The sequence below is a fragment of the Cupriavidus oxalaticus genome (genome assembly GCF_016894385.1).
Taxonomy (GTDB): Bacteria; Pseudomonadota; Gammaproteobacteria; order Burkholderiales; family Burkholderiaceae; genus Cupriavidus; species Cupriavidus oxalaticus.
In genome coordinates, this window is sequence record NZ_CP069811.1 from 2,247,964 (window position 1) to 2,271,630 (window position 23,667).

A 23,667-nucleotide genomic window follows, 5' to 3' on the forward strand; every position below is an offset into this window, starting at 1 on the left:
AAGTCTGTCCAAGACAGAATTGGATAGACTTGATTCCTCAGAGGTCTGAAATTCAGGACTGGACATGCTAGATATCCGCCAACTTCACTATTTCGTGGCCGTGGCCGAAGACGAGCACGTCGGACGCGCCGCCGAACGGCTCCATATCTCCCAATCGCCACTTAGCCGGCAGATTGCCCAGCTTGAAGAAAAGCTCGGGCTGGTGCTGTTCGAGCGCTCCCAGCAACGCATCCGGCTCACGCGCGACGGCCGCACGTTCCTGGCCGAGACCCGCGCCTTCCTGACGCACGCCAACCGGCTCGAATCGCTGGCGCGGCGGCTCGGGCGCGGCGACGAGGGCGGCCTCTGCATCGGCTACCTGGAATACGCGATGCACTCCGGCATCCTGCCGAACGCCTTGCGCGAGTTGCGCCAGGACCGGCCCGCCGTGCACATCGCGCTGTACAACCAGCAGTCGGCGACCCAGCTCGAAGGACTGCGCCAGCGCAGCCTGGATATCGCACTCGTGTGCGAGCCGCCGCCGCCCGACGATCCGGACCTGGAGGCCTCACAGGTGCTCAATGACCCGATGCTGCTGGCGCTGCCCGAAGGCCACCCGCTTGCCAGGGCGGAGCAGCTCACCCCGGACGACCTCGCGGCGCAAAAATGGATCGGCGTGATGCACCAGGAAACCGCGCTGCGGCATGACACGTTCATCGCGGCTTGCGCGAAGGCTGGCTTCACGCCGACGATCACGATGGAGGCGACCGAACCGCTGGCCGCCCTGGGGCTCGTGGCCGCGGGACTCGGCGTGACCACGATCCAGCAAAGCCTGCGCCACCAGGCGCCGGCGGGCGTGGTGCTGCATGACCTGTCGTGGTTCAGTTACCGCACGCCCCTATGGGCGGCCTGGCACAAGGTCAACCTGCGGCCGCTGGTGGAGATCTTCCGCAAGACGTTGCTGCAGGCGAGCGGCGTCGTGCCGGAGATCGCGACGGCGGAGGCGGGCTGAAGTGACACGTTCTGTTTGCACGACACAAACGGCGGTTCCGGGCACCACGCCGACGCCAGGTTCTGGCAGGATTGCGGAACACGACCGGCCCGGCGCTGCCCGCACTGTGGCCACGAAGCTGTAGCCGCCGCAGAGCGCAAGAGTGATTGGGGAGACTGCGATGTCTGACGACCTTGTGATTCGGAACATGACACGCGCCGAACTGGATCAGCTGGTCGGCTGGGCGGCAAGCGAGGGGTGGAACCCCGGTCTTCACGACGCGGCGCTGTTCTGGGCCGCGGACCCGGATGCCTTTATCGCGGCGGAGCTGGATGGCGAGTTGATCGGCGGGGGCGCGATCACCTCGTACCACGGGGAGTTCGGCTTTATGGGCTTCTTTATCGTTCGCCCGGAGTTTCGTGGCCGGGGGCTGGGCAACACGCTGTGGCATGCGCGCCGGGACCGGCTGCTTGGGCGGCTGCGGCCCGGTGCTGCCATCGGGCTGGACGGCGTCTTTGCGATGCAGGACTACTACGCCAGGGGCGGCTTCGTTTTCTCCCATCGCAACCTGCGCTTTCGTGCCGAGGTGCCGCTCGATCAGCCCCCCTGCTCCCAGCCCCAGCCGCCGCGCGCGGACGATGCGATCGTCCCGCTGGATGCTGTGCCCTTCGACGACGTGCTGGCATACGACCGCACATGCTTTCCCGCCGCGCGCGAGGCCTTCCTGCGCGCATGGGTCCGGCAGGCGGATGCGCTTGCGCTGGGGTGCTTGCGCCAGGGCCAGCTGGCCGGATTCGGCGTGGTGCGCCGGTGCGGGGAAGGCTGCAAGATCGGGCCGCTGTTTGCTGACGACGCTGACGCGGCCTACGCACTCTATGCACGCCTGGCCGCCTTTGCATCGGGCGGCCCTTTGTTCCTCGATGTGCCGGAAAACCATCCCGCAGCCATGGCGCTGGCGCATCGGCACGGCATGGCGGAAGTCTTCGGCTGCGCGCGCATGTATCTCGGGCCGCCGCCCGGCCTGGTGCACAAGCGCATCTTTGGCATTACGACCTTTGAGCTGGGATGATGCCCGCGCGCGACCTGGCCGGCTACGGCAGCGCCCCGCCCGATCCGCGCTGGCCCGGTGGCGCGCGTGTGGCGCTGCAGTTTGTGCTGAACATCGAGGAAGGCGCGGAATCGTGCATCCTCAATGGCGACGCGAGTTCCGAAGCGTACCTGCACGAGCTGCCCGGTCGGCCGCCGCGCCAGGCCGAGCGCGACTGGAGTGTCGAGAGCATGTACGAGTACGGCGCGCGTGCCGGCGTCTGGCGCTTGCTCGACCTGTTCGCCGAGCGCCGCTTGCCGCTGACCGCGTTCGCGGTCGGTCGCGCACTGGAACTCAATCCGCGGATCGGGCAGGCGCTCAGTGCCGCGGGACACGAGGTGGCGGGACATGGCTACCGCTGGATCGACTACCGTGGCGTACCTGAAGACGAAGAGCGGCGCCAGATTCGCCTGACGATCGCGGCGATCGAACGCATCTGCGGCAAGCGGCCGGTAGGCTGGTACACGGGTCGGGTCAGTGCCAGCACCCGGCGCCTGATCCACGAGGAAGGCGGCTTTCTTTACAGCTCGGATGCCTACAACGATGACCTGCCCTACTGGCTCTCCAGCTCGCCGCCGCTGCTGGTGATCCCCTATACGCTTGTCAACAACGACGCCCGCTACCTGCTGCCTGGCGGCTTTGCCTGCGGGGACGATTTCTACCGCATGCTGCGGGACGCATTCGACCAGTTGTGGCACGAGGGCGCGCGCGCGCCGAAGATGATGAGCGTCGGACTGCATCCCCGCATCAGCGGGCATCCCGCGCGTGCCATGGCGCTTGCGCGGTTCCTTGACGACGTGCGCGGCCGTGACGCCGTGTGGATCTGCCGCCGCGAGGACATCGCCAGGCACTGGATGGCCGAGCATCCGGCGTAGCCTGCCCTAAGGCGGCTTCGCCGTGCCGGCCCGTCGGTATCTCTCTGCGTCTCCCAGGCCGTTGATCCGCGTAAACCCCAATGACAAATCCGTAACATTGACAGTTTGCTGACAGCCTTCCTACATAGAATCTGCTCCCAGCCCAAGACACGGAACCGGGCCGGCAGCCCATGACGGCCAGCGGTCCCGACACATCGACAGGAGCGCAGATGGAAAACGGAGCACGCGAACAGATCCCCGCCACGCTGATCCCCGGCGACGGCATCGGCCCCGAAGTGGTGGATGCCACCGTCAGGGTGCTGGACGCGCTCGGTGCCCCATTCGCCTGGGACCTCCGGCGCGCGGGCATGGCCGGCGTCGAATACAGCGGCGATCCGATGCCGGAAGACACGCTGGACAGCATCCGCCGCACCGGCCTTGCGCTGAAGGGCCCGCTGACCACGCCGGTGGGCGGTGGCTTCCGCTCGGTCAATGTACGCCTGCGCGAAGCATTCAACCTTTACGCCAATGTGCGCCCCGCGCGAACGATCGTTCCCGGCCGCTTCGACAACATCGACCTGGTGCTGGTGCGCGAGAACGTCGGCGGCTTCTACGTGGCGCACGACTACTACATCCCGGTCGGCGACGACCCCCATGCGGTGGCGGTGTCTACCGGCACCAACACGCGCGACGCCTGCCGCCGCATTGCCCGCTTCGCGTTCGAGTACGCCGTCAGGAACGGCCGCAAGAAGATCACGGTGGTGCACAAGGCCAATATCCTGAAGGCGCTTACCGGCATCTTCCTGGAAGCGGCGCGGGAAGTCGCCAGCGACTATGCCGGCCGTGTCGAGATGGACGACATCATCGTAGACGCCTGCGCCATGCAGCTGGTCCTCAACCCGTGGCGCTTCGACATGCTGCTCTGTACCAACCTGTTCGGCGACATCCTGTCGGACCAGATCGCCGGCCTGGTCGGCGGGCTCGGCATGGCGCCGGGCGCCAACATCGGCGACCACGCGGCGATCTTCGAGGCGGTCCATGGCTCGGCGCCCGACATCGCGGGCAAAGGCATTGCCAACCCGATCTCGCTGATGCTCGCCGCCGGGCTGATGCTCGACCACGTGGGACGCCAGGACCTTGCCACGCGGCTGCGTACCGCCATCGGGCTGACGCTCAACCAGGACCAGGTGAAGACCGGCGACCTCCACGGCACGGCCTCCACGCTTCAGTTTGCTGACGCGGTAGCGAAGCGCATCGCTTCGGCCAGCTAAGACACACCCGGCAGGCCTTGCCAACGCGCAGGGCAGCCGCCCCCTCCGGTCGTTCCTCCATGTTCCGGCACGCTGTCTCGTGCCGGCGGGATCGGCCTTGCCCTGAAATCCGTGCGCCGGACGACGCACACAGCCGGTCTGGATGTTTCCCGCCGCGCCCCCACGCGGCGACTCATGGCTGCGTGGCTACGCGGCATGGCCGGCAAAGAGATACAGAAAAAGATGTTGACCCTGCTCGCCTACTCCATGGTGATCGTGTTCATGGCACTGATCATGACCAAGCGGCTGTCTGCCATGGTGGCATTGATCCTTGTGCCGATTGCCTTCGGCGCGGTTGGCGGCTTCGGCCCGGAACTCGGGCCGATGATGCTCGAGGGCGTCAAGAAGCTGGCCCCGACCGGCGTGATGCTGATGTTCGCCATCCTGTACTTCGGCCTGATGATCGACGCTGGCCTGTTCGACCCGGTGGTGCGCGTCATCCTGAAGCTCGTCGGCGGCGACCCGGTCAAGATCGTGGTCGGCACCTTCGTGCTGGCGGCGCTGGTATCGCTGGACGGCGACGGCTCGACGACCTACATGATCACCTGCGCCGCCATGCTGCCGCTCTACAAGCGTCTCGGCATCAGCCGGCTGGTGCTGGCCTGCGTGATCATGATGGCGGGCGGGCTGATGAACATCCTGCCCTGGGGCGGACCGACCGCGCGCGCGGCCAGCGCGCTGGGCGTGGATGTGGGGGCGCTGTTCGTGCCGATGATCCTGCCGATGATCGTCACCGGCATGTGGGGCGTGTTCGTGGCCTTCGTGCTGGGCCGCCGCGAGCGCAACCGGCTTGGCACCCTGGCCCTGATGAGCACCGGGCTGCCGGGCCATGCCGGTCCGTGTTCGCACCACGCCGGTGACACCGGGCCGGAGGTTGCTGCCGGCGACCCGCAGATCGCCAGGCCCAGGCTGCTGTGGTTCAACTTCCTGCTGACCATCGGCCTGATGGTCATGCTGATCCTCGGCACCCTGCCGCTGCCTGCCCTGTTCATCGTGGCCTGCGCGATCGCGCTGATGGTCAACTACCCGACGCTGGAGGAGCAGAAGGAACGCATCGGCGCCCACGCCGCCAACGTCGTGCCGGTGGTATCGCTGATCTTCGCCGCCGGCGTCTTCGTCGGCATCCTGTCCGGCACCAAGATGGTCGACGCCATCGCCCACAGCGTGATCAGCGCCGTGCCTGACTGGATGGGTCCCTACATGGCCCTGGTGACCGGCGTGCTGAGCGTCCCGTTCACGTTCTTCATTTCGAACGACGCGTTCTACTTTGGCATCCTGCCGATCCTGGCCAAGGCCGCCGCGGTCTATGGCATTGGCGCCGCCGAGATCGGGCGCGCTTCGCTGATCGGGCAACAGGTCCACCTGCTGAGCCCGCTGGTCGCGTCAACCTACCTGCTGGTCGGACTGGCGGAGGTCGAATTCGGCGACCATCAGCGCTACACCTTGCTGTGGGCGCTGTCGGCGGCGGTGGTCATGCTGGTGGCTACCGTTGCCTTCGGGGTGATCCCGGTAGTGGGCAATACGGGCTGACCGGAAGGGACTCAGTGCCCGCCGCCACTTTGAGGAACGAATCGCCCCAGCACGTGAACGGACATACCCTTCGCCAGCTCCTCCTCGCCATAGAAGACCGTGCCCAATTTTTCCTTGCGAAGAAGCGCCGACTCGTCCTCGCTGTGCGTGCGGAGGACAATCTCGATCTCTGGATTCAGCGTCCGGGCGGTCTCGACCATCTGCCGGACGTAAAGAGGCTCAGGCACCGCGACCACGAGCATTGCCGCGTTTGCGATATGCGCCTGGATCAGGACAGCCGGGTCTGCGGCATTGCCGGATACGGCTGCATGACCCGACTTCCGCAAGCTTTCCACCAGCTCCCGGTTCTCATCGGCAATCACGAAGGGGACGCCACGCTCTTGCATGGCGCTGGCAATCCGCCTCCCGACTCGTCCATAACCGACCAGCACCACCTGGCCCTGAAGGTACTTTCGTTCCGTGCTCGTCGGCAACTCGGCGTAGGGGTCCCCACGCTGCTCCAGGCGTCGTGCCATGGACGAGCGCGCCAGGATCCATTTCCGGACCGGTTCCACGGCCGCGAACAGTAACGGGTTCAGGGCAATGGAGATCAGTGCTCCCGCCAGGACGAGACTCATCCCTTCCGCCGGCAGCAGGTTGAGTGACAAGCCGAGGCCGGCCAGGATGAACGAGAACTCGCCGATCTGCGCAAGGCTGGCCGAAACGGTCAAAGCCGTGTTGAGCGGGTAGCGAAACGCCAGCACAAGGGCAAAGGCGGCGGCCGACTTGCCGAGAATGATGACGGCGACCACTGCCAGGACATGCAGCGGCTGTTCCAGCAGGATGCCAGGCTTGAACAGCATGCCAACCGACACGAAGAACAGCACCGAGAACGCATCGCGCAGCGGCAAGGACTCTTCCGCCGCCCGGTGGCTGAACTGTGACTCGCGCATGACCATGCCCGCAAAGAAAGCGCCCAACGCGAACGACACACTGAAGAGTTCGGCTGCGCCGAACGCGATGCCAATGGCAGCCGCCACGACGGAAAGCGTGAATAATTCGCGCGAGCCGGTCTTGGCCACCTGCCAAAGCAACCACGGCAATACCCGCCGGCCGGCGATCAGCATCAACGCGATGAAGGCGACCACCTGCAGCAGCGTCTGAAGAATCGTGACGCCGATGGCCTCCGAGGCCTGTGCCGGCGCACTGTTGGAGCCGCCCAGCAGCCCTGCCAGCGGGGGCAGCAGCACCAGCACCAATACCGTGGCCAGGTCCTCGACCACCAGCCAGCCGACGGCGATGCGGCCGTTCATGGTCTCCAGCACACCACGGCTCTCCAGTGCCTTCAGCAGCACAACAGTGCTGGCACACGACAATGACAGGCCGAATATCAGCCCGCTCCCCCAATGCCAATCCCAGGTCCATGCGATCAGCATGCCCAGCACGGTGGCAATCGCCATCTGAACCACGGCACCCGGTATCGCGATTCGCTTGACTGCCAGCAGGTCTGTCAAGGAGAAATGCAGGCCGACGCCAAACATCAGCAGCATGACGCCGACTTCGGAAAGCTGTGAGGCGAGGTGGACGTCGGCGACAAATCCCGGCGTGCCAGGACCGATGATGATGCCTGACACCAGGTAGCCAACCAGTGCCGGTATCTGGATGCGCTCGGCGAGGAATCCAAGGATGAGCGCAATGCCAAAGCCTGCGGCAAGGGTGGTGATGAGAGGCAGGTTGTGGTCCATGGGTGCGCGAAGCGAGACGGAAGATGGCCAAGGGGGGAAATTGTAACGGGCCAGCCCGACGAGCACTGCTGAACAATTTCCTGAAGATGCCCCGGCACTCCTTGGCAAGCCGCCATCAGGCCAGGCCTTCGCTCGATAATCGCCCCCCTCGTTGCCGGTGGCCCCGATGTCCGGAGGTACGGGGGCAAATCACGTCAGACGATAGTCCCACTTTGAGAGCGTCCGCGAAGGCAACGCTACCCGTCACTTCCTTCAAACGCCTGGAAAAAATTACGCATGACGCCTCCTGTCGGCAATAGCTCCGTTGACGGGAGGCGCGAGACCGGCCAGGCATGCTCGTTGCAACATCCTTAGCGTTCGTCAACCCCGCACCATGGGAGCACAGCATGCAATCACAACCTCACATCCCCGCAGGCGCGGAAATCATAGGATCCGGCATAGGCGATGGGCCAGGCCCGCAAGTGATGGCTGCGTCGAGCCTCGACGGCACCACCGCATACTCGTCGGACGGTCAAGACGTGGGCAAGATCTCCGAGATCATGCTTGACGTCCCGCATGGGCGCATTGCCTATGCAGTGCTGACCACCGGTGGCTTTCTCGGTATCGGCAACAGGCTGCACGCAATTCCGTGGAGCGCCCTGATGATGGACACCGACGAGAAGTGCTTTCGGATTGCCATGACGGCAGAGCGGATCAAGACGGCGCCCGGCTTCGACAAGGACAACTGGCCGAGCATGGCCGACCCCCAGTGGGGCGTCTCGGTGCACGAATACTATGGTCGCGAACCCTACTGGGGAAACCGGCAAGAAACACGCTAAGCCCGGGCACCACCACTACTGTCATTCCCGCGCAGGCGGGAACGACGGTGGTTAACTGCATCTCGTTATACAGATCTCACAGCTGTTCGGCGCGTAAAGCCTGCAAAGTTTGAGCGGCGACCATGACCTGCTGCAAGCCAAGCCAGATGGTTTTGACGCCTGGTTCACCATCGCCCCTGCGGCCCAGGAAACCACCGAGCGATGCAATCAGGCGAATCATTTGATTGAGCGTAGGTGGCGTCTGGGGCCGCGGCTTCTTCGACAGCAGATAGGTCCCTCGTATCTCATCGGCGTCGAAGAACAGCGACGCATCAAGATCAGGACACGTCCTGCCCAGGCGCATCAGCCGCGCAATGCGCCATGAGATCACCATGTACAGCACCAGCGCCCGTTCGACGCGATCCATCTGCGATAGCTGCAAGGCCTCCACCTTGCAGGCGTTCTTCAACACATGGAAGAACAGCTCGATCTCCCATCTGGCCCGATACCAGTCGATGAGCTCAATCACCGCATCCAAGTCTTGCGCTTCTCGGTTAGTCAGCAAGCGCCACACCACCGGCTTCACGCCGGCCGGGGCGCCGCATTCCTGGGCCACCAGGCAAGTGAGCGCCAGACCGTTCTTGCCCGGCAACCTCACGCGCTGGGCGCGCAACTCCTGTTTGACTTCACGTGCCTTCTGGCCGGCACGTCCGGGCAGGATGAAGGTAATCTCCCCGAGCGCTTCACTTGCTTCCACCGCCTCCCACAGCTTGCCCTCGGCCCCAAGGCTGCGGTTGTGTTGCGAACGAATCAACCAGTCTGCAGGATGACCCAACTCCTCGGCTCGCTGCATCAGCGCAGCGATGTCGCCTTCACGATCCGTTACGTAGACCAGGCGGGTCTCTGGCAGCGTGCCCGCCTGCTCAGCCACGCGTTCATAGCTTTCAATCCACCGCACGCTCTCCTTGATGCCGCCGCGCTCTCCGTTCGCATCCCGCAGCTCGCGTGCCCACATCCAGGCGTCCACAACCCCCAATGGCTCCCGATCCGGCGTCACCGCGTAGGTCGGATGCAGATAGATCCCTCGCTGCGCTTCGTAGCTCAACGGTCCCGCGCCTTCCATCTCCTGACCGTTGAAGTCCAGTTCGGTCGTATCGGCAATACACAGCACCACCGGAAATTGCCCCATGCGCTCAGCCGTACGCTCCCAATGCGGCTGCATCAGGTCTCGCCATTCGATCTCTTCGTTGCCGAGAAAGCGGTAAGCCGCCATGGTCTCGCCCCAGCCGTCGCAGGCGCTCGGAATGCTTGCCGTTGGCATGGCTGCAAACCGCTTGAGCAGCGCCTTCGCTCGCCGATCCCGTCTCGGATCGCCCAGATCCAGCGTTTCAAATTCCTCGTCCACCCATGCCCCCGACTCGTTGCCCATTTGCTCTGGAAAATCCAAGAGTAAACGCCATTCCGAGCAGGTTTACAACAGTCATATCGTCCAGTTCCGTCAACTTCTGGCGGCCAGGGCGGCGATCGCGCGCCTCGACTTATGTATAACGAGATGGGTTAACTGAACGGCATTACCGCCATAACGGTGCCTTCAATGGGAAATTTCAATGAATGAAGAACGATAATTATGCCAAATATCTGCACTTCAAAAAATTGAAACTTATTTAAATCAGATTTTTTCCTGTTGCCCTACGCGAACAATGCGAAATTTCCCGCCCGGGCGGGCTCCATTCCCGGAGACACGCGTCGAACACGTTCCACAGTATGGCCAACAGCCGCGTCGGCGGGCAACCTGCTCCGCTGGTGCGGCTCCGGCAAGCGCACCGGCTGCGCCGACGCTGCGTGGTCGACGGCATCGAGATCGAGGCAGTGCTTGAAGTCGCTCGCCGCCAGGCGCATGCCCAGAAACTTGCCAAACGCATCCAGCTGAACCTGCGACGTCATGCCGGCGCTGCCACCGATAGCCGGGCAGATAATCCACGTCGTTCCGTCCTTGGTGAAGAGGCGCAAGCGCCTGACCTGGTCTGCTGGCTGCAGTGCATGCTCCTCGCTGGTGAGCCCGTTCAGTGAGAAGGCGTGGATGTATTCGTCGGCATGGCGATGGCTCAGGCAAATGACCGCCTTCGGGCGCCAGCGGGCACGCGTCTTTTCGAGGAACCGGAAGCGTTCACCATGTCGGCACAGATCCAGGTAGCGCGACTGCGGGATCAGTTCAGGCTGACCTCGGAATGCCTTGGACCAGGTCGTGCGCCCGTCGACCTGGGCAGGCAGGGGAAACAGGCTGAGCCTGAACTCGGCACCCCGTGGCGAGTAGAGATGGCGCCGGTAGTATTGTTCCCAGTCGTTGTCCCCGAGCCGGACGCGCAGCGCCTCAGCGCGTGCGGCGGCCATGATGCGTGCAATGCACTGATGGCCGAACCACTTGCCCATGTCTTCCCGGTGCTGGCTGCGGAACACGGCGTCCCAGGCTGGCGGTGCCATACGCGGTTGTAGCGGTGCGGCCAGCGGCTCCGACCACGCCGGGCTTCTGTCGCAAATCCAGACGGGAGCCCGTGGATTGCCTCCCTCCATGCCAACGTAGGAGGCAAAGTAACGATCGAGTTCCTGGCGCGCGAACACCTGTGAATGCTGCATGTTATCCCTTGCTGCTTGGTGGGACCCCCAAATATTCAATGCCGCAGCATGCCGGCACCTCTGGGGCGCACGTACTGCCGTGGTCTTTTACAAATCTTTATCCGCAGACAGGATGCGAAAGCGTCAGTGCGCCGTCGCGAGCGGCATGCTTGCGCCGATTGGATCTTTTCCAATGCCCTGAACGGCCTGCTTGAATGATGGAAACAGGCTCGCACTCGCATGCGGTGCGGCCTGCCTGAAATCCAGTCGTGGGGCTGCTGAAAGCAATCTCGGCCCGCACAGAAACTGTGAGCCTGCGTTATCCCGTAGCCGGGATAATTTTTGTTTTCAGGTGATGTTTGCCATGGAGGAAACAGCCCTCCTGGCATCGCACGCTTGGCGCTGACTGCTGCCAAGGATTAATTGATATTTATCCCGACCGTGCAACCTCGCGACTTTCATTAAATTGATTTGTATATATATATCTTTTATCGATTGTGATCATTTTAACCAAAGCTTCCTGATTTAGGAATTTCAATCTTCTAAGGTCTGACATAAGTGGCTCTGCTGCGCTGCAATATTTCAGGAGTTCTCTGTTTTCGATCCCCTCACCGGAGGGGATCGAAATGTCGCGGCGATCCCTGGAAATTACGGGCAACTGTCACCTGGACTCAAGCTCAAAACCCGGAGAAGCGAATGCCGATCGAGCCGTAGCCGTAGTATCGATCCAGCTTGCCCGCGGTCGTCGCGTTATAGAGGAATGGGATGGTGCCGACGAAGTTGTACAGCGACGCCTGGCCGCGCAGGAACACTTCCACGTTTTTCACCACCGCATACGACAGCTCCAGGCCCAGCGTATGGTTGGAGCGGATCGGCGAGTTGCCATAGGCTTGCGCACGGCTATCGACATTGCTGCGCAGCAGGTATTGGAACTGGTATCCGAGCCGCGCCGCGAAGCGCTCGTACTGCCAGCGCCATGACCCGCCCAGGTTCAGGTAGCCGGCCGTGTAGTTGAAATCCTCGTTGAAATTCAGCCCGAACTGGCTGGCGTCGACCGAGAATGATGCCGACTGGAGCGTGGCGTTGCCCACGTTGCACGGCGCGGCCAGTTGGCCATTGGCGAGGTTGTCGGAGCCGATAGCAACATTGAAGTTGCAATTGCCTCGCTGCAGGCGGGTATTGATGCTGTCGATGGTCACGCGGCTGATGCCGAGCCCGATGAAACCAGTGAGCTGGCTGCGCTCGGTCAACTCGCCGGAGAAGATGACGTCGGCCTGGGCCTGGACATCATTCGCGTTATTCACAGTGAGGCTGTTGAACGTCGTATTGCGAACCATCACTGGCGAAGAGCGGTTCAGGCTGCCGGCGTGATCTCCCCATAGCGAGAAGCGCAGCATGATGCGATCGCGGGCACCGGCCTCCGCCAACGGGTCATAGTGCATCGCCAGCATCCAGGTATCGATCTGGTTGTGGTCTTGCCCGTAATCGATGCCACGCCGCCAGTAGGTGGCCGATCCCGACCAGTGCGGCGAGAACTTGTAGCCCAGCATCAGCTTGCCACCACGATAGTCGCCGGCGTTGTCCGACACGGGACCCTGCCGCCCGCGCAGGTTGAAGATATCCACGTTGCGATCGACCATGTCGTAACTGGCCTCCACACGCACCGAGGTGAACTCCCCGGTGGCTGGCTCGGCTTGCATGAACACATCGTCCGGCGCGGCACTGGCCGTACCCGCGCACGACAGGCCCAGCATCACGGCGCAGGCGTGGTTCAACCGGCGCTTGCGAATCCACTGCATAGAAAACTCCGAGGCCACTGGGCAAGCCTCATGCATGGCGCGCTCCGGAGGAGGCGCCCGGCGCAGACAAGAAAACCCCGGTCACCCTTGGCATTGCCTTGATGAGACACGCGTCCGGATGACCGGGGGGCTCGGCCTTCCCCATCCGGGCGGAAGGCACCACCTACGCGTCGGTCACGGGTTGAGCGTGACCGTGGTCTTGAGGCCGTCGCCGACCACCATCTCGGCGTCGGTCTTCACCAGTGCCGTCTTGGCGAACGCCACGCCGTCGTTGACCAGCATGCCCAGCCTCACATCCCTGCCGGGAGCACCAGTGGTTGTCGCAAACGTCACGGGGAGCGAGCTGGTCGCCTTAGGCGTAAGCGCGTCAACCTGCGCCTGGCTCAGCGCACCGGCAGACCTGAGCTTGCCGAGGAACACCGTGAACGGCAGGTTCAGCGAGCCGCCGTTGGCGCTGGAAAACAGGCTGTCGGCAGCGTTATTGGTCAGGCTTGCCGCGGCAGACAGGTTGCCGCTGATGCGGAACGAATAAGCGGTATTGGCAGGCACTACGGCATCCACCAGTTGCGGCCCGTTGAACGTCAGCGCCACGTTCTCGATGATGACATCGACCTGATTGCCACCGTAGGTGTAGCTCAGGCCGGCGCGAACTTGCGACGGACGGCCGTTGAAAGCGTCACCATCCTGCGTCAGCGCAACCTGGATCGCGCCAAGCGTGCCACCCGTGGCCGAGATCGCGTCGGTGATCGGATAATTCGCCCCGTTGATCGTCAGGTTCGACAGCACCAGGGAGTTCCTCAGCCGGACCGCGTCCGCCACCTTGTTGATTGCGCCAGCATCCACCGCGCTGCCCAGGCCCGTCGCTGCCTGCAGGATCGCTGCGGTATTACCGGTCGACACTGCATCACCGAGTCCGGCCAGCCCGGTCGTGTTCGATGCATCCGTCAGCCCACCAGTCGTCACCGCCTGGACCAGCGCCGTGGTCGTCGTGGACTGGGCACTCCCGGTCACGACGTTGATCGATCCGCTCTCTGTCAGGGCGGACAACGTCCCGGCGGGGCTGCTACGCAGGTCGACGTCCTCCAGCGCCGTGTTGACGCTTGTCACCTGGCTCGTGATCACCGGCGCAGCCAGTGCGGCCACATTGGCTGCCACGGCGCCGATGTCCGACTGCAAGCCGGCGGGCAGGCCGGACTGGGCGTTCTGTACTGCGCTGGACACCACGTTCGTAACCAGCGCGGTGCTGGTCAGATCCGCCGTGCCTGGCGCGCTCGCCACGGCGCTGGCGACCGCCTTGGAGGCCGCTGCGGCGGTATCCGCGGGAGTCAGCGTGCCACCCGCGCCCAGGCCCGTCAGCGTCTTGGCGACGTGGTCGACCAGTTGCTGTACCACGACTGCTGCCCGCAGCGCGGCCGCGTCCTGCATCGGGTCGAGCGTGCCCAGGTCCTTGCCTGCCAGACCGAGTCCCGCTGCCAGAGGTGCAACCTGGCCCGAGCCGAGCTGGACCGCCAACGTGGTGAGCGGCGATACCACCTGTATCACGCCCTCCCTGAAATCCTGCGCCGGTGCCTGCAGCATCCCGGTGAACGGCTGGTTGGTACCGATATCGGTGCCGCCGGTCACTCTCAGCGCGCTCTTCGTGCACCCTGCCGGAAAGGTAAAGTCCCCGGTTGCATTCGTGAGCACGGTCTTGTTGTCGCAATCGAGGAAGGTGACAGTCGAGCCGGACAGGTAGAAGTCCACCGCCTTTCCGCTCACGGTGCCGGAAGGCTGGGAAGGCGGGGGCGAATCGTCGCCGCCACCGCCGCAGGCCACGAGCGTCGCCGCGGCGCCTGCCATGATGCCGAGAATGAAGATGTTCCGGGTTTTGGTTTGCACGCTGCTCTCCTGAGGTCGGTACTTCGATACAACGAAACATGGTGGGGAATCCTGCGACGGGACACTGCCGCGCACGGTCTCCAGCGCCCTGCACTGCCTCCGATGCCACGCACGAACTGGCGAGCGAATACCGCGGCAGCAGCTTGCAGATCGCGCCAGCCGGCAGATAAACGCATCCGCCAATCCGTGTCACCCCTACTTGGCGGGGGAAAGTCAATCCTCTGCCGACGCAGGTCCCGCAGGCAGGCCAGCGGTGTCAACGATCCACGCTCGCCATGACGCATGGCCGCCTCGCTATCGGTTCTTCTGCATCAGCGGAATGCCCGCGAAAATCGTCCGGCCGCAGCCAGCGCGTGAGGTACTGCCCCATCGCGTCAAGCAACACGTCAGACATCAGGCCCGCCGGGCCGGCCAGAGCCGGACAGATGAGCCACGTGGTGCCGTCCCGCTCCAGCACCCGCAAGCTCTTGGGCTGATCGGCTGGCTGCAGGACGTGGTCGGTGGCGCGCGCATTCGCGAGGTCGAACGCCTGCACGAAGTCGTCGGTGTGCCGTTCGCCCAGGCATATCACCACCTTCGGCTTCCAGCGCCGGCGAATCGCATCGATGAAGGCGAAGCGCCGGCCACCGCGGCAAAGATCGAGGTAACGCTGCCTGGGCAAGAGTTCCGGCTGGCCGCGGAACGCCTTCGACCACGCTGTCTGGTTGACCAGTCGCGCAGGCAGCGGGAACAGGCTGAGCTTGAACTCCGCGCCGTGCGGCGCGTACAGATGGTGGTCGAAGTAATGCTTCCAGTCCTGCTCGCCGACGGCCGTCTTGAAGACTTGCGCGCGCGCCGCCGACATGATCCGGGCAATCTTCTGGTGCGATTGCCAGCGCTCCATGTGATGGCGATACCTGTAGCGGTAGGCTGCATCCCATGCGCCGGGTTGTGCAAGCGGCACCAACGGGGCCAGGAGCGACGGCCCGCTTGGATGCGGGGAGCTATCGCAGAACCATACTGCAGCGCCTGGATTTCCACCTTCCATCCCTACGTACGACGCGAAATACGAATCCAGCTGCTCGCGCGTGAATACCGTATGTGGCTCTGGTTTTTTTCTCATTTCCTTGCCGCGGTTGAGTGAAGGATGCCCAGATGCCGGAGGCCGAGCCGCCTCCGCCTTTCATGTGCATCACACAAACTCGGCGGTGCCGAATCCGCTCGCCAATGCCTTGTTTTTTATTCTCACCCCCAGTGCGAGGGGTGCGCTGCCATCTCGCTTCCCTCCTTGCGCGGGGTAACGCCCAAGTCAGTTGCACGGCATCTTCGCGCGCGAAAAACCGATGAAACGCATCGCGAATAGACCTCGAACGCTTCATCGGCCAAGGCCAGGCTTTCCCTTCCGATGAAGGGTACCGAGGCATTTCGCTGCATCGCACTATTCGCACCTGAAAACACGAAGCACGCCGGCGCCATCAGCGCGCCGGCAGCACAAGAGCGTTGCAGTTCGATGGACGGCCCTCAAGGAGCCGGCCGTGGCCGGTCACCAGCTGACCGCTGCCACACCATGGAACCAGCTGCCGCGAAGCAGCCCCGCACGACTCTGCTTTGTCCACATCCCGAGCATGCACAGCAACGATGCATGCCATGCATCGAGCTGGCCGCCACTGCGCGCGGACTGCGAGTTCGGAGGAGACAACAAGGGCATGGGCACTCGCTTGGGCGCCCATTACTCGAACGCTTCTGGGGGAAGCAATTGGGTATCTATCGCGATATGTTTGCCAGGCACCACGATCAGCTCGCGCTGATGGCTCGCCTGCTCGACGCCGGCGCCATCTGGCTTGCGGCAATCCTGGCCAGTGAAGTGCGGTTTGCCACTGCGCACGCGCCGATCCACCAGTTCATCCAGTACTTTGGCTGTGCCATCGCCTTCATCGTGCTGCCGGGGTTCGACGTCTACACTTCCTGGCGCGGCCGCGGCCTGTTCTCGCTCGCCGCGCGCCTGATGTCCGGCTGGAGCCTGGTCTGGCTGATCAGCCTGCTGCTGACCTACCTGCTTCACCAGGCCGATTCCCTTTCCCGCTTGTGGATGGTGTACTGGTACGCGTTCGCGCTGGCCGGGCTGGTGGGCCTGCGCGTGGTCACCCGTGCCGTGCTCAACCTGCTGCGCGTTGCCGGCGCCAACAACAAGCGCGTGATCATTGTCGGCTTTGGCCGGACCGGCCGGGAGATGTACCGCCGCGCGACCGCACACCACACCACCGGATTCAAGATCAGCGGCATCTATGCCGCCGAAGGCGAGTCCACGCCGGAAGGACGCCGTCGCATCACCGACAGCGCCCACATCGCCGATTTCGCCCGCGAGCACGGCATCCACGAGATCTGGATCACCCTGCCGATGAGCGAGCATCGCCTGATGCAGGAGATCGCCTTCTCGCTGCGCAACGACTTCATCGACATCAAGTGGATGCCGAGCGTGCTCGACTTCGACCTGCTCAACCACAACGTCGGCAACTTCCTGGGCATGCCCGCGGTGGAAATGAACAAGCCGCCCTCGCTCGGCGTGCGAGGCACCATCAAGGCCATCTTCGACCGCGGCTTCTCGGCTCTCGTGCTCGTCGCGCTGTCGCCGCTGTTCCTGCTGATTGCCATCCTGATCAAGCGCGACTCGCCGGGTCCGGTCTTCTTCAGGCAGGAACGCCTCGGCATGGATGGCCGTGTCATCCACGTCTACAAGTTCCGCAGCATGAAGGTGCATAACGAGCACGGCATCGTCACGCAGGCCACCAGGGGCGACAGCCGCGTGACGCCGATCGGCGCCTTCCTGCGCCGCACCAGCCTGGACGAACTGCCACAGTTCATCAATGTGCTGAAGGGCGAGATGAGCGTGGTGGGGCCGCGACCCCACGCCATGGCCCACAACAACATGTACAAGGAGCAGCTGGACTTCTACATGCTGCGCCACCGCGTCAAGCCGGGCATCACCGGCTGGGCCCAGATCAACGGCTACCGCGGCGAGACCGACACCCTGGACAAGATGGCCAAGCGGGTGGAGCACGACATCTTCTATATCCGCAACTGGTCATTCTGGCTCGACCTGCGCATCATCTTCTGGACCGCATTCCGGGGCTGGGTGGGAAGCAACGCTTACTGAGACCGCGGACCATATCCACACGGACCACACCAATACGCAACCAATGATCAAAGTCCTGCATGTGACCGAGTGCCTGGGCGGTGTCGAGACTTACCTTCACCTGCTGGCATCCCATATCAATGCCGAGCACATCAGCTTCCACTTTGCCCTGCCCAGGCAATGCTCCATCTCGACCGTTGCGGATGCCCGCAACTTTGGCGTCAGCTACCTGCCGATTCCGCGCAAGCTCGATCCGTTGAACGACCTGAAGGCGGCGCTCAGCTTGCGCGCGCTGGTGAAAAGCGTCGCCCCCCAGATCGTCCACCTGCACAGCTCGAAAGCCGGACTGGTAGGCCGGCTGGCATGCGTCGGCTTGAACGTACGCGTCGTCTATACGCCCCATGCCTACTACTACCTCGGCCTCAGCGGGATCAAGCGCCGCGTGTTCCTGATGGCGGAGCGGTTTCTGCATCGTCTTACCGACGCGGTGCTGGCCACCTCGCCGTCGGAACGCCATCGCGCCATCCATGACGTCGGACTGCCCCAGGAACGCGCGCACTCGATACTGAACGCCGTCGAGCCGCGGCCCCTGCCAGTGTCAAGGCGGCTGGCTGCGGGCGTCAAGCGAGTGATCATGGTGGCGCGAATCAGCCCGCAGAAGAACATCCCCATGTTCCTGGACGTGGCCAGGCTGTTCCAGGGCCGCGAGGATATCGAATTCATGCTGGTCGGCTACGGCCACTACGAGGATGACCGGGCCACGCTCGATGCACTGCTGCGGGAGCGCAACCTGGTCGAGGGCGCGGATGTGACGACCATCGCGTGGATGAGCCGGTCCGACCTGCTGGAGCTGCTGGGCTCCGCCGCAGTGGTGGTGCTGACCTCGCACTACGAGAGCTTCGGCTACGTGCTCGCCGAGGCCAATGCGCTGGCGATCCCGGTGGTCGGCACCGATGTCGATGGCATCAAGGACATCATCGTGGATGGCAGCAATGGCTTCATCGTCCCGGTAGATGATGCTCCTTCCATGGCAAGCGCCATTGAAGCGATCGTCGGGGACGACCAGCTCTGGCAAACCATGTCCGGGCACGCCGCAACCCGCGCGAAGTCCGAGTTCAATATCTTCACGCAGGCCCTGAAGTTCGAATCCTTCTATTCACGCGAAGCGCTTGCATAGTGGCCTGATGCGCCCGTCGACCCTGCAGGTCAGGGCGGCACAGCCCCGCCTGTCCGGCTGACCAGCAGGATCGCCCCATTGGAGAATTCGGCATCGGCCTGCGGCACCGCGGCGCAAGGCCGCGCTCCGGTGGACATACCCAATGCCTTGACCTTGCAGCCGTCCGCCCTGTCGTTGCCCAGTTCTTCGAGCATCAGGGACCGGCTTTGCGGTCCCCAATAGATGCGATGGACCGCACCATCCTTGCGCAGCGACAGGACAAAGCTTCCGTTACGCTCGCGCCAGTCAGCATCCTTTGCACCGGCCAGGAGGCCCAGCATGTCGCGCAGCATGGCGACGACAGGCTTTTCGGACCCATCAGCCCTTACCAGACCGAAATTCGCCTCCCGGTCCCAGCGGGCATTACCCCGGTCGCGCCAGGAATAGATGCCCAGCATGGGCACCTGGGAGATGACGCCGGAGAGCAACTGCCTGGCGATCAGCGCGGCCTGGGTTTCCTCGCTGCGCACCGGCAGGTACGAGGCATAGCCCCATTCGCTGACGATCAGCTGCGCGGACGGGCGTGCCGAATTGCGGATCCGGCCACTCAGTTGCCGATAGTCCTGCAACAGTGTCTCGGGCGTTGCCCGGTACGGATGAATGCTCAATCCCTTGTAGCAGCCCAGGCGCGGATCCGTCAGCAGCCGGGAAAAGGCCTGCTCCCCCGCAGGGTTCCCTGGCTTCGGCAGCCGGGCAAGGCCGAACAGGTACAGGGATGGCAGCGGACCGCTATCCTGCTGCGCCAGCGCGTCGCAAATCCTGCCGGCAGTCGAGAGCAGCCGCGAGATCGGTACCGACGGGTGCAGGAATGTCTTGTTGTCCGGCTCGTTCCAGATCTCATACGACAGGTCCGGCCCCTTGTTGCGCAGCATGAACCGGGCCGCGAAGTCGGCGAATTTCGCTTCATTCGCATCGCTCGAACCGTCCTCGCCGGCATCCCCCCAGATATAGCGTCCGCCGTAAAGCGTGATCAGCATGTGCAGGCCGGCCTGGCGCGCCTGGCTGATGACTTGCACGTAGCGCGCCTGCGTCAGATGCCCGCGGACCACTTCGGGCCGCACGCCGAATCGCACATGCGAGAAACCCAGGCTCTTGATCGTGGCGAGGTCGCGGTACGACACCGTGGCGGGATCGATCTGCACGGCAAAGGCCGGCATCGATGCAATCCGGCTCGAAGCCTGGGGCGGTTCGGCGCGCGCTTGCTGACAAGGCAAGGTGCCAGACACCGCCAGGCTCGCGGCTAGCGCCAGTGCGCGCGCAAGCGCACGGCCGGGCAAGGCGAAGGCCTTACTGGACGGCATGCCTGCGCAGCACGCCCATTGCGAGCGCACCGCCCTGGATCAGCGCGATGGCCAGGAACGACACCAGCATGATCTGCGCTGCCACGAGGTAGTCGAGCTGAGGATAGCGCCCTGCCCCCAGGCCGATGCCTGCCAGCAGGCCGATGCCCGCGGCAAGGAAGACGGCGCGGGGCATGCCGAAGGATTTCAACAAGGTTCTCAGGCACATCACGACGGCAAACACGATAGGGAACAGGGCAAAGAAGCGCACATCGAGATCCCCATACGCCGCGCCGAACAGCATGACGACGAGGGCATCGCCGAACAGCAGCAGCAGCACGCTCAGTGCGCCGGCCAGCGCGACACCGCCAAGCACGAACAGGACAGACATCCGGGCCAGCGCCATGGTGTCGTCCTGCCTGAACGAGGCCGCAAACCTGGGCATCAGGTGATAGCCGAGCGCCATCAGGACATATTGGGCCGGCAGCAGCACCGTCAGCAGGATCCGGAATTTTGCCGAATCGGCAAAGTGTCCCAGCGAGCCCAGCAGCACGACCAGGCCCGGGCCGACCAGCCAGCTCATCAGCTGGGCACTCGCCGAACTCGCGCCGAATCCAAGCCACCTCCGGGGGGAAGCAGGCCTTCCCGGAATGATCTCGATGCGCCCATTGCGCCGGATGGCAGCGGCCGCGAGCAAGGTGGGGAGCAGGATCGACGCGGCGAGCATCAGCATCACCGCGGACTCCTTCTGCGTGCCGGATGCCAGGCCGATCATTGCAACGCCGCCACCGATCAGCGTGTGGCAGACCAGCAGCCCCGTATAGCCTCTCGTCTTGGCGCCGACGGTCCTGAGCACCCAGTACGCGGTGTAGCTGGCGAACAGCACGGCGGCCGCCGCACATGCCGACGTGCTCAGGCCATGCCCGTACAGGTAGAGGATCGAGCCCGCGGTGACCGGAACCACGGTCAGCACCGCAACTTCCATCGAGAAGCGCACGCGGACCTTCATTCCCTCGATCAGCGCCGGCTCGTGGAGGAAGGAAACATAGAAGATATTGATAAACACAACCAGCGACAGCACCACCGCAACCAGGCCATAGCCAGCGACGTCCATTGACCGGGCCAGCGCCACGTTGATGCCGAACTGCACCGCCGTATAGGCGGCCTGCTCGAGCACCGCACCAAGCGCCGACAGCATGCGGCGCATTATCGCGTCTCCTGCAGCGAAGGCGCCGCCTTGAATGTCGACGGGGTTGGCATGGCGGGCTTCTGACTGAATAGCACGGACAAGCCCTGCGTAATGTCGTGCCCCAGCTGCGCCGAGCGTTTGAACTGCGCTGCCCCCAGGAATCGGGCGTACTCCAGCCGTTCAATCAGGTCGTCAACGCAAGCCGTGTGCCGCACCGCGAAATCGCCGCGCCCGCTCAGCTTGAAGAAGGAGGCGACCTTGTTGTCCCAGACAATGCCCACGGACGGCACGCCGAAACTGAAGGCGATGATGTTCGCGTGCATGCGGTGACCAACCATGCTGTGGCAGTCCGCAATGATCGAAGCGAGTTCCGCCGGGGTTTTCGGCAGGATGAAGTCGACAGTGCCGACGCCGAGCCTGTCCCTGACCGAAACGGCAGCGATATTGTCCTCCTCCGCGCCGTTGGTGAACAGGACGACGCGTTGCCCGCTCTGCCGCAGCCTGGTCGCCAGCTCCACGAACATGGCAAGGCCCCGGCCCGGTTCCGATCCGGTGCCCGAGCCGGTGCCGATATCCGCGTTGTAGTGCAGCGATTCGACATCCGAGACACAGATGCCCACATCCCAGCGCCTTGCGGGCCCCTTGCCCGGATAAAGGGCCGAGCTCAGGATGGCCGGGTCCGGAATGATGGAGACGTCGGAACAAGCACCTCCGGTGACGCCGACGATATTGCGGCGGGAACTCTCATCCCGCACGGAAATGAATTGCGGCGCCGCCCGCTCGAAGAACCTGGAGATCAGATACTTGCCCGCCCTTGACCACTTGCCCGCCACGCCTACCGATACCAGCGCGACCATTGAATTCTTTTGGATGCACCGGGAAAGGAGGTAGAGCTTCAACGGAAAATTGAGGTCCACATCGCACAGCAGCTGGCCGCCCCCGATCACGACGACATCCGCGTCGGCCAGCTGCTGCGCCCACCTGCCGCGCCACTGACGCCGGTATTTCATCCAGATGGCAAGGGTCAGCGCGGGAACCCGTGCCCAGCCAGGCAGCCTGGAGAAGATGCGCATCAGGCGTCCCTTCTTCAGCGAGCTTTCACCAAGCTGGGTGCGGCCCGCGATGTCGAGATAGCTGATGCGGCAATCCGGCAAGGCCTGATGGATGAGAAAGCCCAGTGTTTCGGCGATCACGGCATCGCCGAGGTTGTCACTGTATGGCACCGCGCATATGACGACGTGCTTCATCTTGATTGGCCGAGGGCAAGGTTAGCAAGGGAATGAGAAACAGGCTGACCGAGGTGAGATGGCGGACATAGCTTCCCAGGTCCGGCTCGAATATGAACTGCACCAGGATATGCGCGACAATCAGCGTGGCAAACCAGCGGCGCTTGCGTTGGTCTTCACCCGTCGGCGGCACCGAGGACAAGCCACGCAGGGCTACGCGGATGATCGCAAAGTGCATCAGCATCATGGCAAGGTCCACCGGCGCGCGGAAGCTGATCACCGGCAGGACGAACATCGCAGCCGCATACAGGTAATTGACGATGAAGTTCACGCCCGAGGTGGGCGGATACAGGTTCCAGATCATCGTCCGGTTGTCGCTGCCGATAGTCAGTGCGTAATTGTTGGAGATATCCCGGGGCGACTGCAGGATGTACAGGATCTCGGCGGGCGCCACCAGGATCGCGCCCAGCACGCAGGCCACCACCACGGCCTTCCATGCCGGTGTCAGCCGGGCCGACGCGCGGATGCCGAACGCCAGCACCACGATCATCGCGTAGTAGTTCCGGATAAAGAAGGCATAGCATCCGTAGAGCACGATGATCATCACGACGAGCCCACGGGACGACACCGCCCTGGACATGCCGCACGCAACCAGGGTGATCGACATGGCGATCACGACAGTCTCTTTGCCGGGTGCGAGCAGGTTCAGCAGCATGCAGGGCAGGACGAACAACCAGCGCGCAGCCAGGTCACGCAGGCTCGCGACGCGGCTCGACGCCACCATCAGGTAGGCAAGGCCGACGCTGGCGGTGACGACGTTCACATACTCCGGGCCGAAGAAGGAGAACACCCTCGCGGTCGCGGCAAATGAATCGTCGAAGTTGGACGAGCCGGTCACGAGGAATTCCAGCATCTTGTTCGAATCTGTCACCCACTTTTCGGGAAGCGATTCGCGGCCGAAAAAAAAGATCGTCAGATAGAGCATGCTCAACAGCGTGCTGGCGACGGTGGCCAGTCCCCGCTCCGCAAGCACCCAGTCGCGATTCAGTTTCGTGGCGTGCATGTCGATCTCTTGCTATCGG

General features: G+C 63.7%; 18 protein-coding genes. 8 read left to right on the plus strand and 10 right to left on the minus strand.

Annotation, left to right across the window (positions count from 1 at the left end; all coding sequences use genetic code 11):
- Positions 1-64: 64 nt before the first annotated feature.
- The 5 genes from JTE92_RS09770 (at position 65) to JTE92_RS09790 (ending at position 5,751) form a co-directional block, all read left to right on the plus strand.
- A complete protein-coding gene (locus tag JTE92_RS09770; RefSeq protein WP_063239663.1) occupies positions 65-991 on the plus strand; it encodes a LysR substrate-binding domain-containing protein in 927 nt (308 codons plus the stop codon).
- Positions 992-1,151: 160 nt separating this feature from the next.
- Positions 1,152-2,039 (plus strand): GNAT family N-acetyltransferase, encoded by an 888-nt coding sequence (locus JTE92_RS09775; protein ID WP_063239662.1) that lies wholly within the window; start codon positions 1,152-1,154, stop codon positions 2,037-2,039.
- Positions 2,036-2,932, plus strand: a complete 897-nt coding sequence (locus JTE92_RS09780) for a polysaccharide deacetylase family protein (protein ID WP_218017955.1) — start codon at positions 2,036-2,038, stop codon at positions 2,930-2,932. Before JTE92_RS09775 ends, JTE92_RS09780 begins: the two co-directional genes overlap by 4 nt.
- Positions 2,933-3,141: 209 nt before the next feature.
- On the plus strand, positions 3,142-4,182 hold the full coding sequence (locus JTE92_RS09785) for an isocitrate/isopropylmalate dehydrogenase family protein (protein ID WP_063239661.1): 1,041 nt from the start codon (positions 3,142-3,144) through the stop codon (positions 4,180-4,182).
- Between the two features lie 222 nt (positions 4,183-4,404).
- Positions 4,405-5,751 (plus strand): CitMHS family transporter, encoded by a 1,347-nt coding sequence (locus JTE92_RS09790; RefSeq protein WP_063239850.1) that lies wholly within the window; start codon positions 4,405-4,407, stop codon positions 5,749-5,751.
- Between the two features lie 11 nt (positions 5,752-5,762).
- Here JTE92_RS09790 and JTE92_RS09795 read toward each other — a convergent pair whose 3' ends face one another.
- Positions 5,763-7,475 (minus strand): cation:proton antiporter domain-containing protein, encoded by a 1,713-nt coding sequence (locus JTE92_RS09795; protein WP_063239660.1) that lies wholly within the window; start codon positions 7,473-7,475, stop codon positions 5,763-5,765.
- A 386-nt stretch (positions 7,476-7,861) separates the two neighbouring features.
- Here JTE92_RS09795 and JTE92_RS09800 point away from each other — a divergent pair, with 386 nt between their 5' ends.
- On the plus strand, positions 7,862-8,293 hold the full coding sequence (locus JTE92_RS09800) for a PRC-barrel domain-containing protein (protein ID WP_063239659.1): 432 nt from the start codon (positions 7,862-7,864) through the stop codon (positions 8,291-8,293).
- A 76-nt stretch (positions 8,294-8,369) separates the two neighbouring features.
- Here the strand turns inward: JTE92_RS09800 and JTE92_RS09805 are convergent, their stop codons facing one another.
- The 5 genes from JTE92_RS09805 to JTE92_RS09825 form a co-directional block, all read right to left on the minus strand.
- On the minus strand, positions 8,370-9,701 hold the full coding sequence (locus JTE92_RS09805) for an IS4 family transposase (protein ID WP_063242164.1): 1,332 nt from the start codon (positions 9,699-9,701) through the stop codon (positions 8,370-8,372).
- A 260-nt stretch (positions 9,702-9,961) separates the two neighbouring features.
- Positions 9,962-10,906 (minus strand): hypothetical protein, encoded by a 945-nt coding sequence (locus tag JTE92_RS09810; protein ID WP_063242109.1) that lies wholly within the window; start codon positions 10,904-10,906, stop codon positions 9,962-9,964.
- 656 nt (positions 10,907-11,562) lie between these two features.
- Positions 11,563-12,684, minus strand: coding sequence for a hypothetical protein (locus JTE92_RS09815; RefSeq protein ID WP_063242110.1), 1,122 nt, complete (start codon positions 12,682-12,684; stop codon positions 11,563-11,565).
- A 174-nt stretch (positions 12,685-12,858) separates the two neighbouring features.
- Positions 12,859-14,562, minus strand: coding sequence for a hypothetical protein (locus JTE92_RS09820; RefSeq protein ID WP_063242111.1), 1,704 nt, complete (start codon positions 14,560-14,562; stop codon positions 12,859-12,861).
- A gap of 256 nt (positions 14,563-14,818) precedes the next feature.
- Complete coding sequence (locus tag JTE92_RS09825; RefSeq protein ID WP_232353425.1) at positions 14,819-15,445, minus strand: transcriptional regulator; 627 nt, start codon at positions 15,443-15,445, stop codon at positions 14,819-14,821.
- An 870-nt stretch (positions 15,446-16,315) separates the two neighbouring features.
- Here JTE92_RS09825 and JTE92_RS09830 point away from each other — a divergent pair.
- Positions 16,316-17,695, plus strand: coding sequence for an undecaprenyl-phosphate glucose phosphotransferase (locus JTE92_RS09830; RefSeq protein WP_063242113.1), 1,380 nt, complete (start codon positions 16,316-16,318; stop codon positions 17,693-17,695).
- A gap of 43 nt (positions 17,696-17,738) precedes the next feature.
- On the plus strand, positions 17,739-18,851 hold the full coding sequence (locus tag JTE92_RS09835) for a glycosyltransferase (RefSeq protein WP_063242114.1): 1,113 nt from the start codon (positions 17,739-17,741) through the stop codon (positions 18,849-18,851).
- A gap of 29 nt (positions 18,852-18,880) precedes the next feature.
- Here JTE92_RS09835 and JTE92_RS09840 read toward each other — a convergent pair whose 3' ends face one another.
- From JTE92_RS09840 to JTE92_RS09855, 4 genes are all read right to left on the minus strand, one after another.
- Complete coding sequence (locus tag JTE92_RS09840) at positions 18,881-20,047, minus strand: glycoside hydrolase family protein (protein ID WP_232353424.1); 1,167 nt, start codon at positions 20,045-20,047, stop codon at positions 18,881-18,883.
- A 130-nt stretch (positions 20,048-20,177) separates the two neighbouring features.
- On the minus strand, positions 20,178-21,377 hold the full coding sequence (locus tag JTE92_RS09845) for a lipopolysaccharide biosynthesis protein (protein ID WP_063242116.1): 1,200 nt from the start codon (positions 21,375-21,377) through the stop codon (positions 20,178-20,180).
- Positions 21,377-22,606: a polysaccharide pyruvyl transferase family protein gene (locus JTE92_RS09850; RefSeq protein WP_063242117.1), complete on the minus strand. Its 1,230-nt coding sequence runs from the start codon at positions 22,604-22,606 to the stop codon at positions 21,377-21,379. Before JTE92_RS09850 ends, JTE92_RS09845 begins: the two co-directional genes overlap by 1 nt.
- A complete protein-coding gene (locus JTE92_RS09855) occupies positions 22,569-23,648 on the minus strand; it encodes a hypothetical protein (protein ID WP_063242118.1) in 1,080 nt (359 codons plus the stop codon). Before JTE92_RS09855 ends, JTE92_RS09850 begins: the two co-directional genes overlap by 38 nt.
- Positions 23,649-23,667: the final 19 nt, after the last annotated feature.

Bases quoted from the DNA above. Each gene is read 5' to 3' on its own strand.
- JTE92_RS09770 (WP_063239663.1), top strand. From the start codon at position 65: ATGCTAGATATCCGCCAACTTCACTATTTCGTGGCCGTGGCCGAAGAC.
- JTE92_RS09775 (WP_063239662.1), top strand. From the start codon at position 1,152: ATGTCTGACGACCTTGTGATTCGGAACATGACACGCGCCGAACTGGAT.
- JTE92_RS09780 (WP_218017955.1), top strand. From the start codon at position 2,036: ATGATGCCCGCGCGCGACCTGGCCGGCTACGGCAGCGCCCCGCCCGAT.
- JTE92_RS09785 (WP_063239661.1), top strand. From the start codon at position 3,142: ATGGAAAACGGAGCACGCGAACAGATCCCCGCCACGCTGATCCCCGGC.
- JTE92_RS09790 (WP_063239850.1), top strand. From the start codon at position 4,405: ATGTTGACCCTGCTCGCCTACTCCATGGTGATCGTGTTCATGGCACTG.
- JTE92_RS09795 (WP_063239660.1), bottom strand. From the start codon at position 7,475: ATGGACCACAACCTGCCTCTCATCACCACCCTTGCCGCAGGCTTTGGC.
- JTE92_RS09800 (WP_063239659.1), top strand. From the start codon at position 7,862: ATGCAATCACAACCTCACATCCCCGCAGGCGCGGAAATCATAGGATCC.
- JTE92_RS09805 (WP_063242164.1), bottom strand. From the start codon at position 9,701: ATGGGCAACGAGTCGGGGGCATGGGTGGACGAGGAATTTGAAACGCTG.
- JTE92_RS09810 (WP_063242109.1), bottom strand. From the start codon at position 10,906: ATGCAGCATTCACAGGTGTTCGCGCGCCAGGAACTCGATCGTTACTTT.
- JTE92_RS09815 (WP_063242110.1), bottom strand. From the start codon at position 12,684: ATGCAGTGGATTCGCAAGCGCCGGTTGAACCACGCCTGCGCCGTGATG.
- JTE92_RS09825 (WP_232353425.1), bottom strand. From the start codon at position 15,445: ATGGAGCGCTGGCAATCGCACCAGAAGATTGCCCGGATCATGTCGGCG.
- JTE92_RS09830 (WP_063242113.1), top strand. From the start codon at position 16,316: ATGTTTGCCAGGCACCACGATCAGCTCGCGCTGATGGCTCGCCTGCTC.
- JTE92_RS09835 (WP_063242114.1), top strand. From the start codon at position 17,739: ATGATCAAAGTCCTGCATGTGACCGAGTGCCTGGGCGGTGTCGAGACT.
- JTE92_RS09840 (WP_232353424.1), bottom strand. From the start codon at position 20,047: ATGCCGGCCTTTGCCGTGCAGATCGATCCCGCCACGGTGTCGTACCGC.
- JTE92_RS09845 (WP_063242116.1), bottom strand. From the start codon at position 21,377: ATGCGCCGCATGCTGTCGGCGCTTGGTGCGGTGCTCGAGCAGGCCGCC.
- JTE92_RS09850 (WP_063242117.1), bottom strand. From the start codon at position 22,606: ATGAAGCACGTCGTCATATGCGCGGTGCCATACAGTGACAACCTCGGC.
- JTE92_RS09855 (WP_063242118.1), bottom strand. From the start codon at position 23,648: ATGCACGCCACGAAACTGAATCGCGACTGGGTGCTTGCGGAGCGGGGA.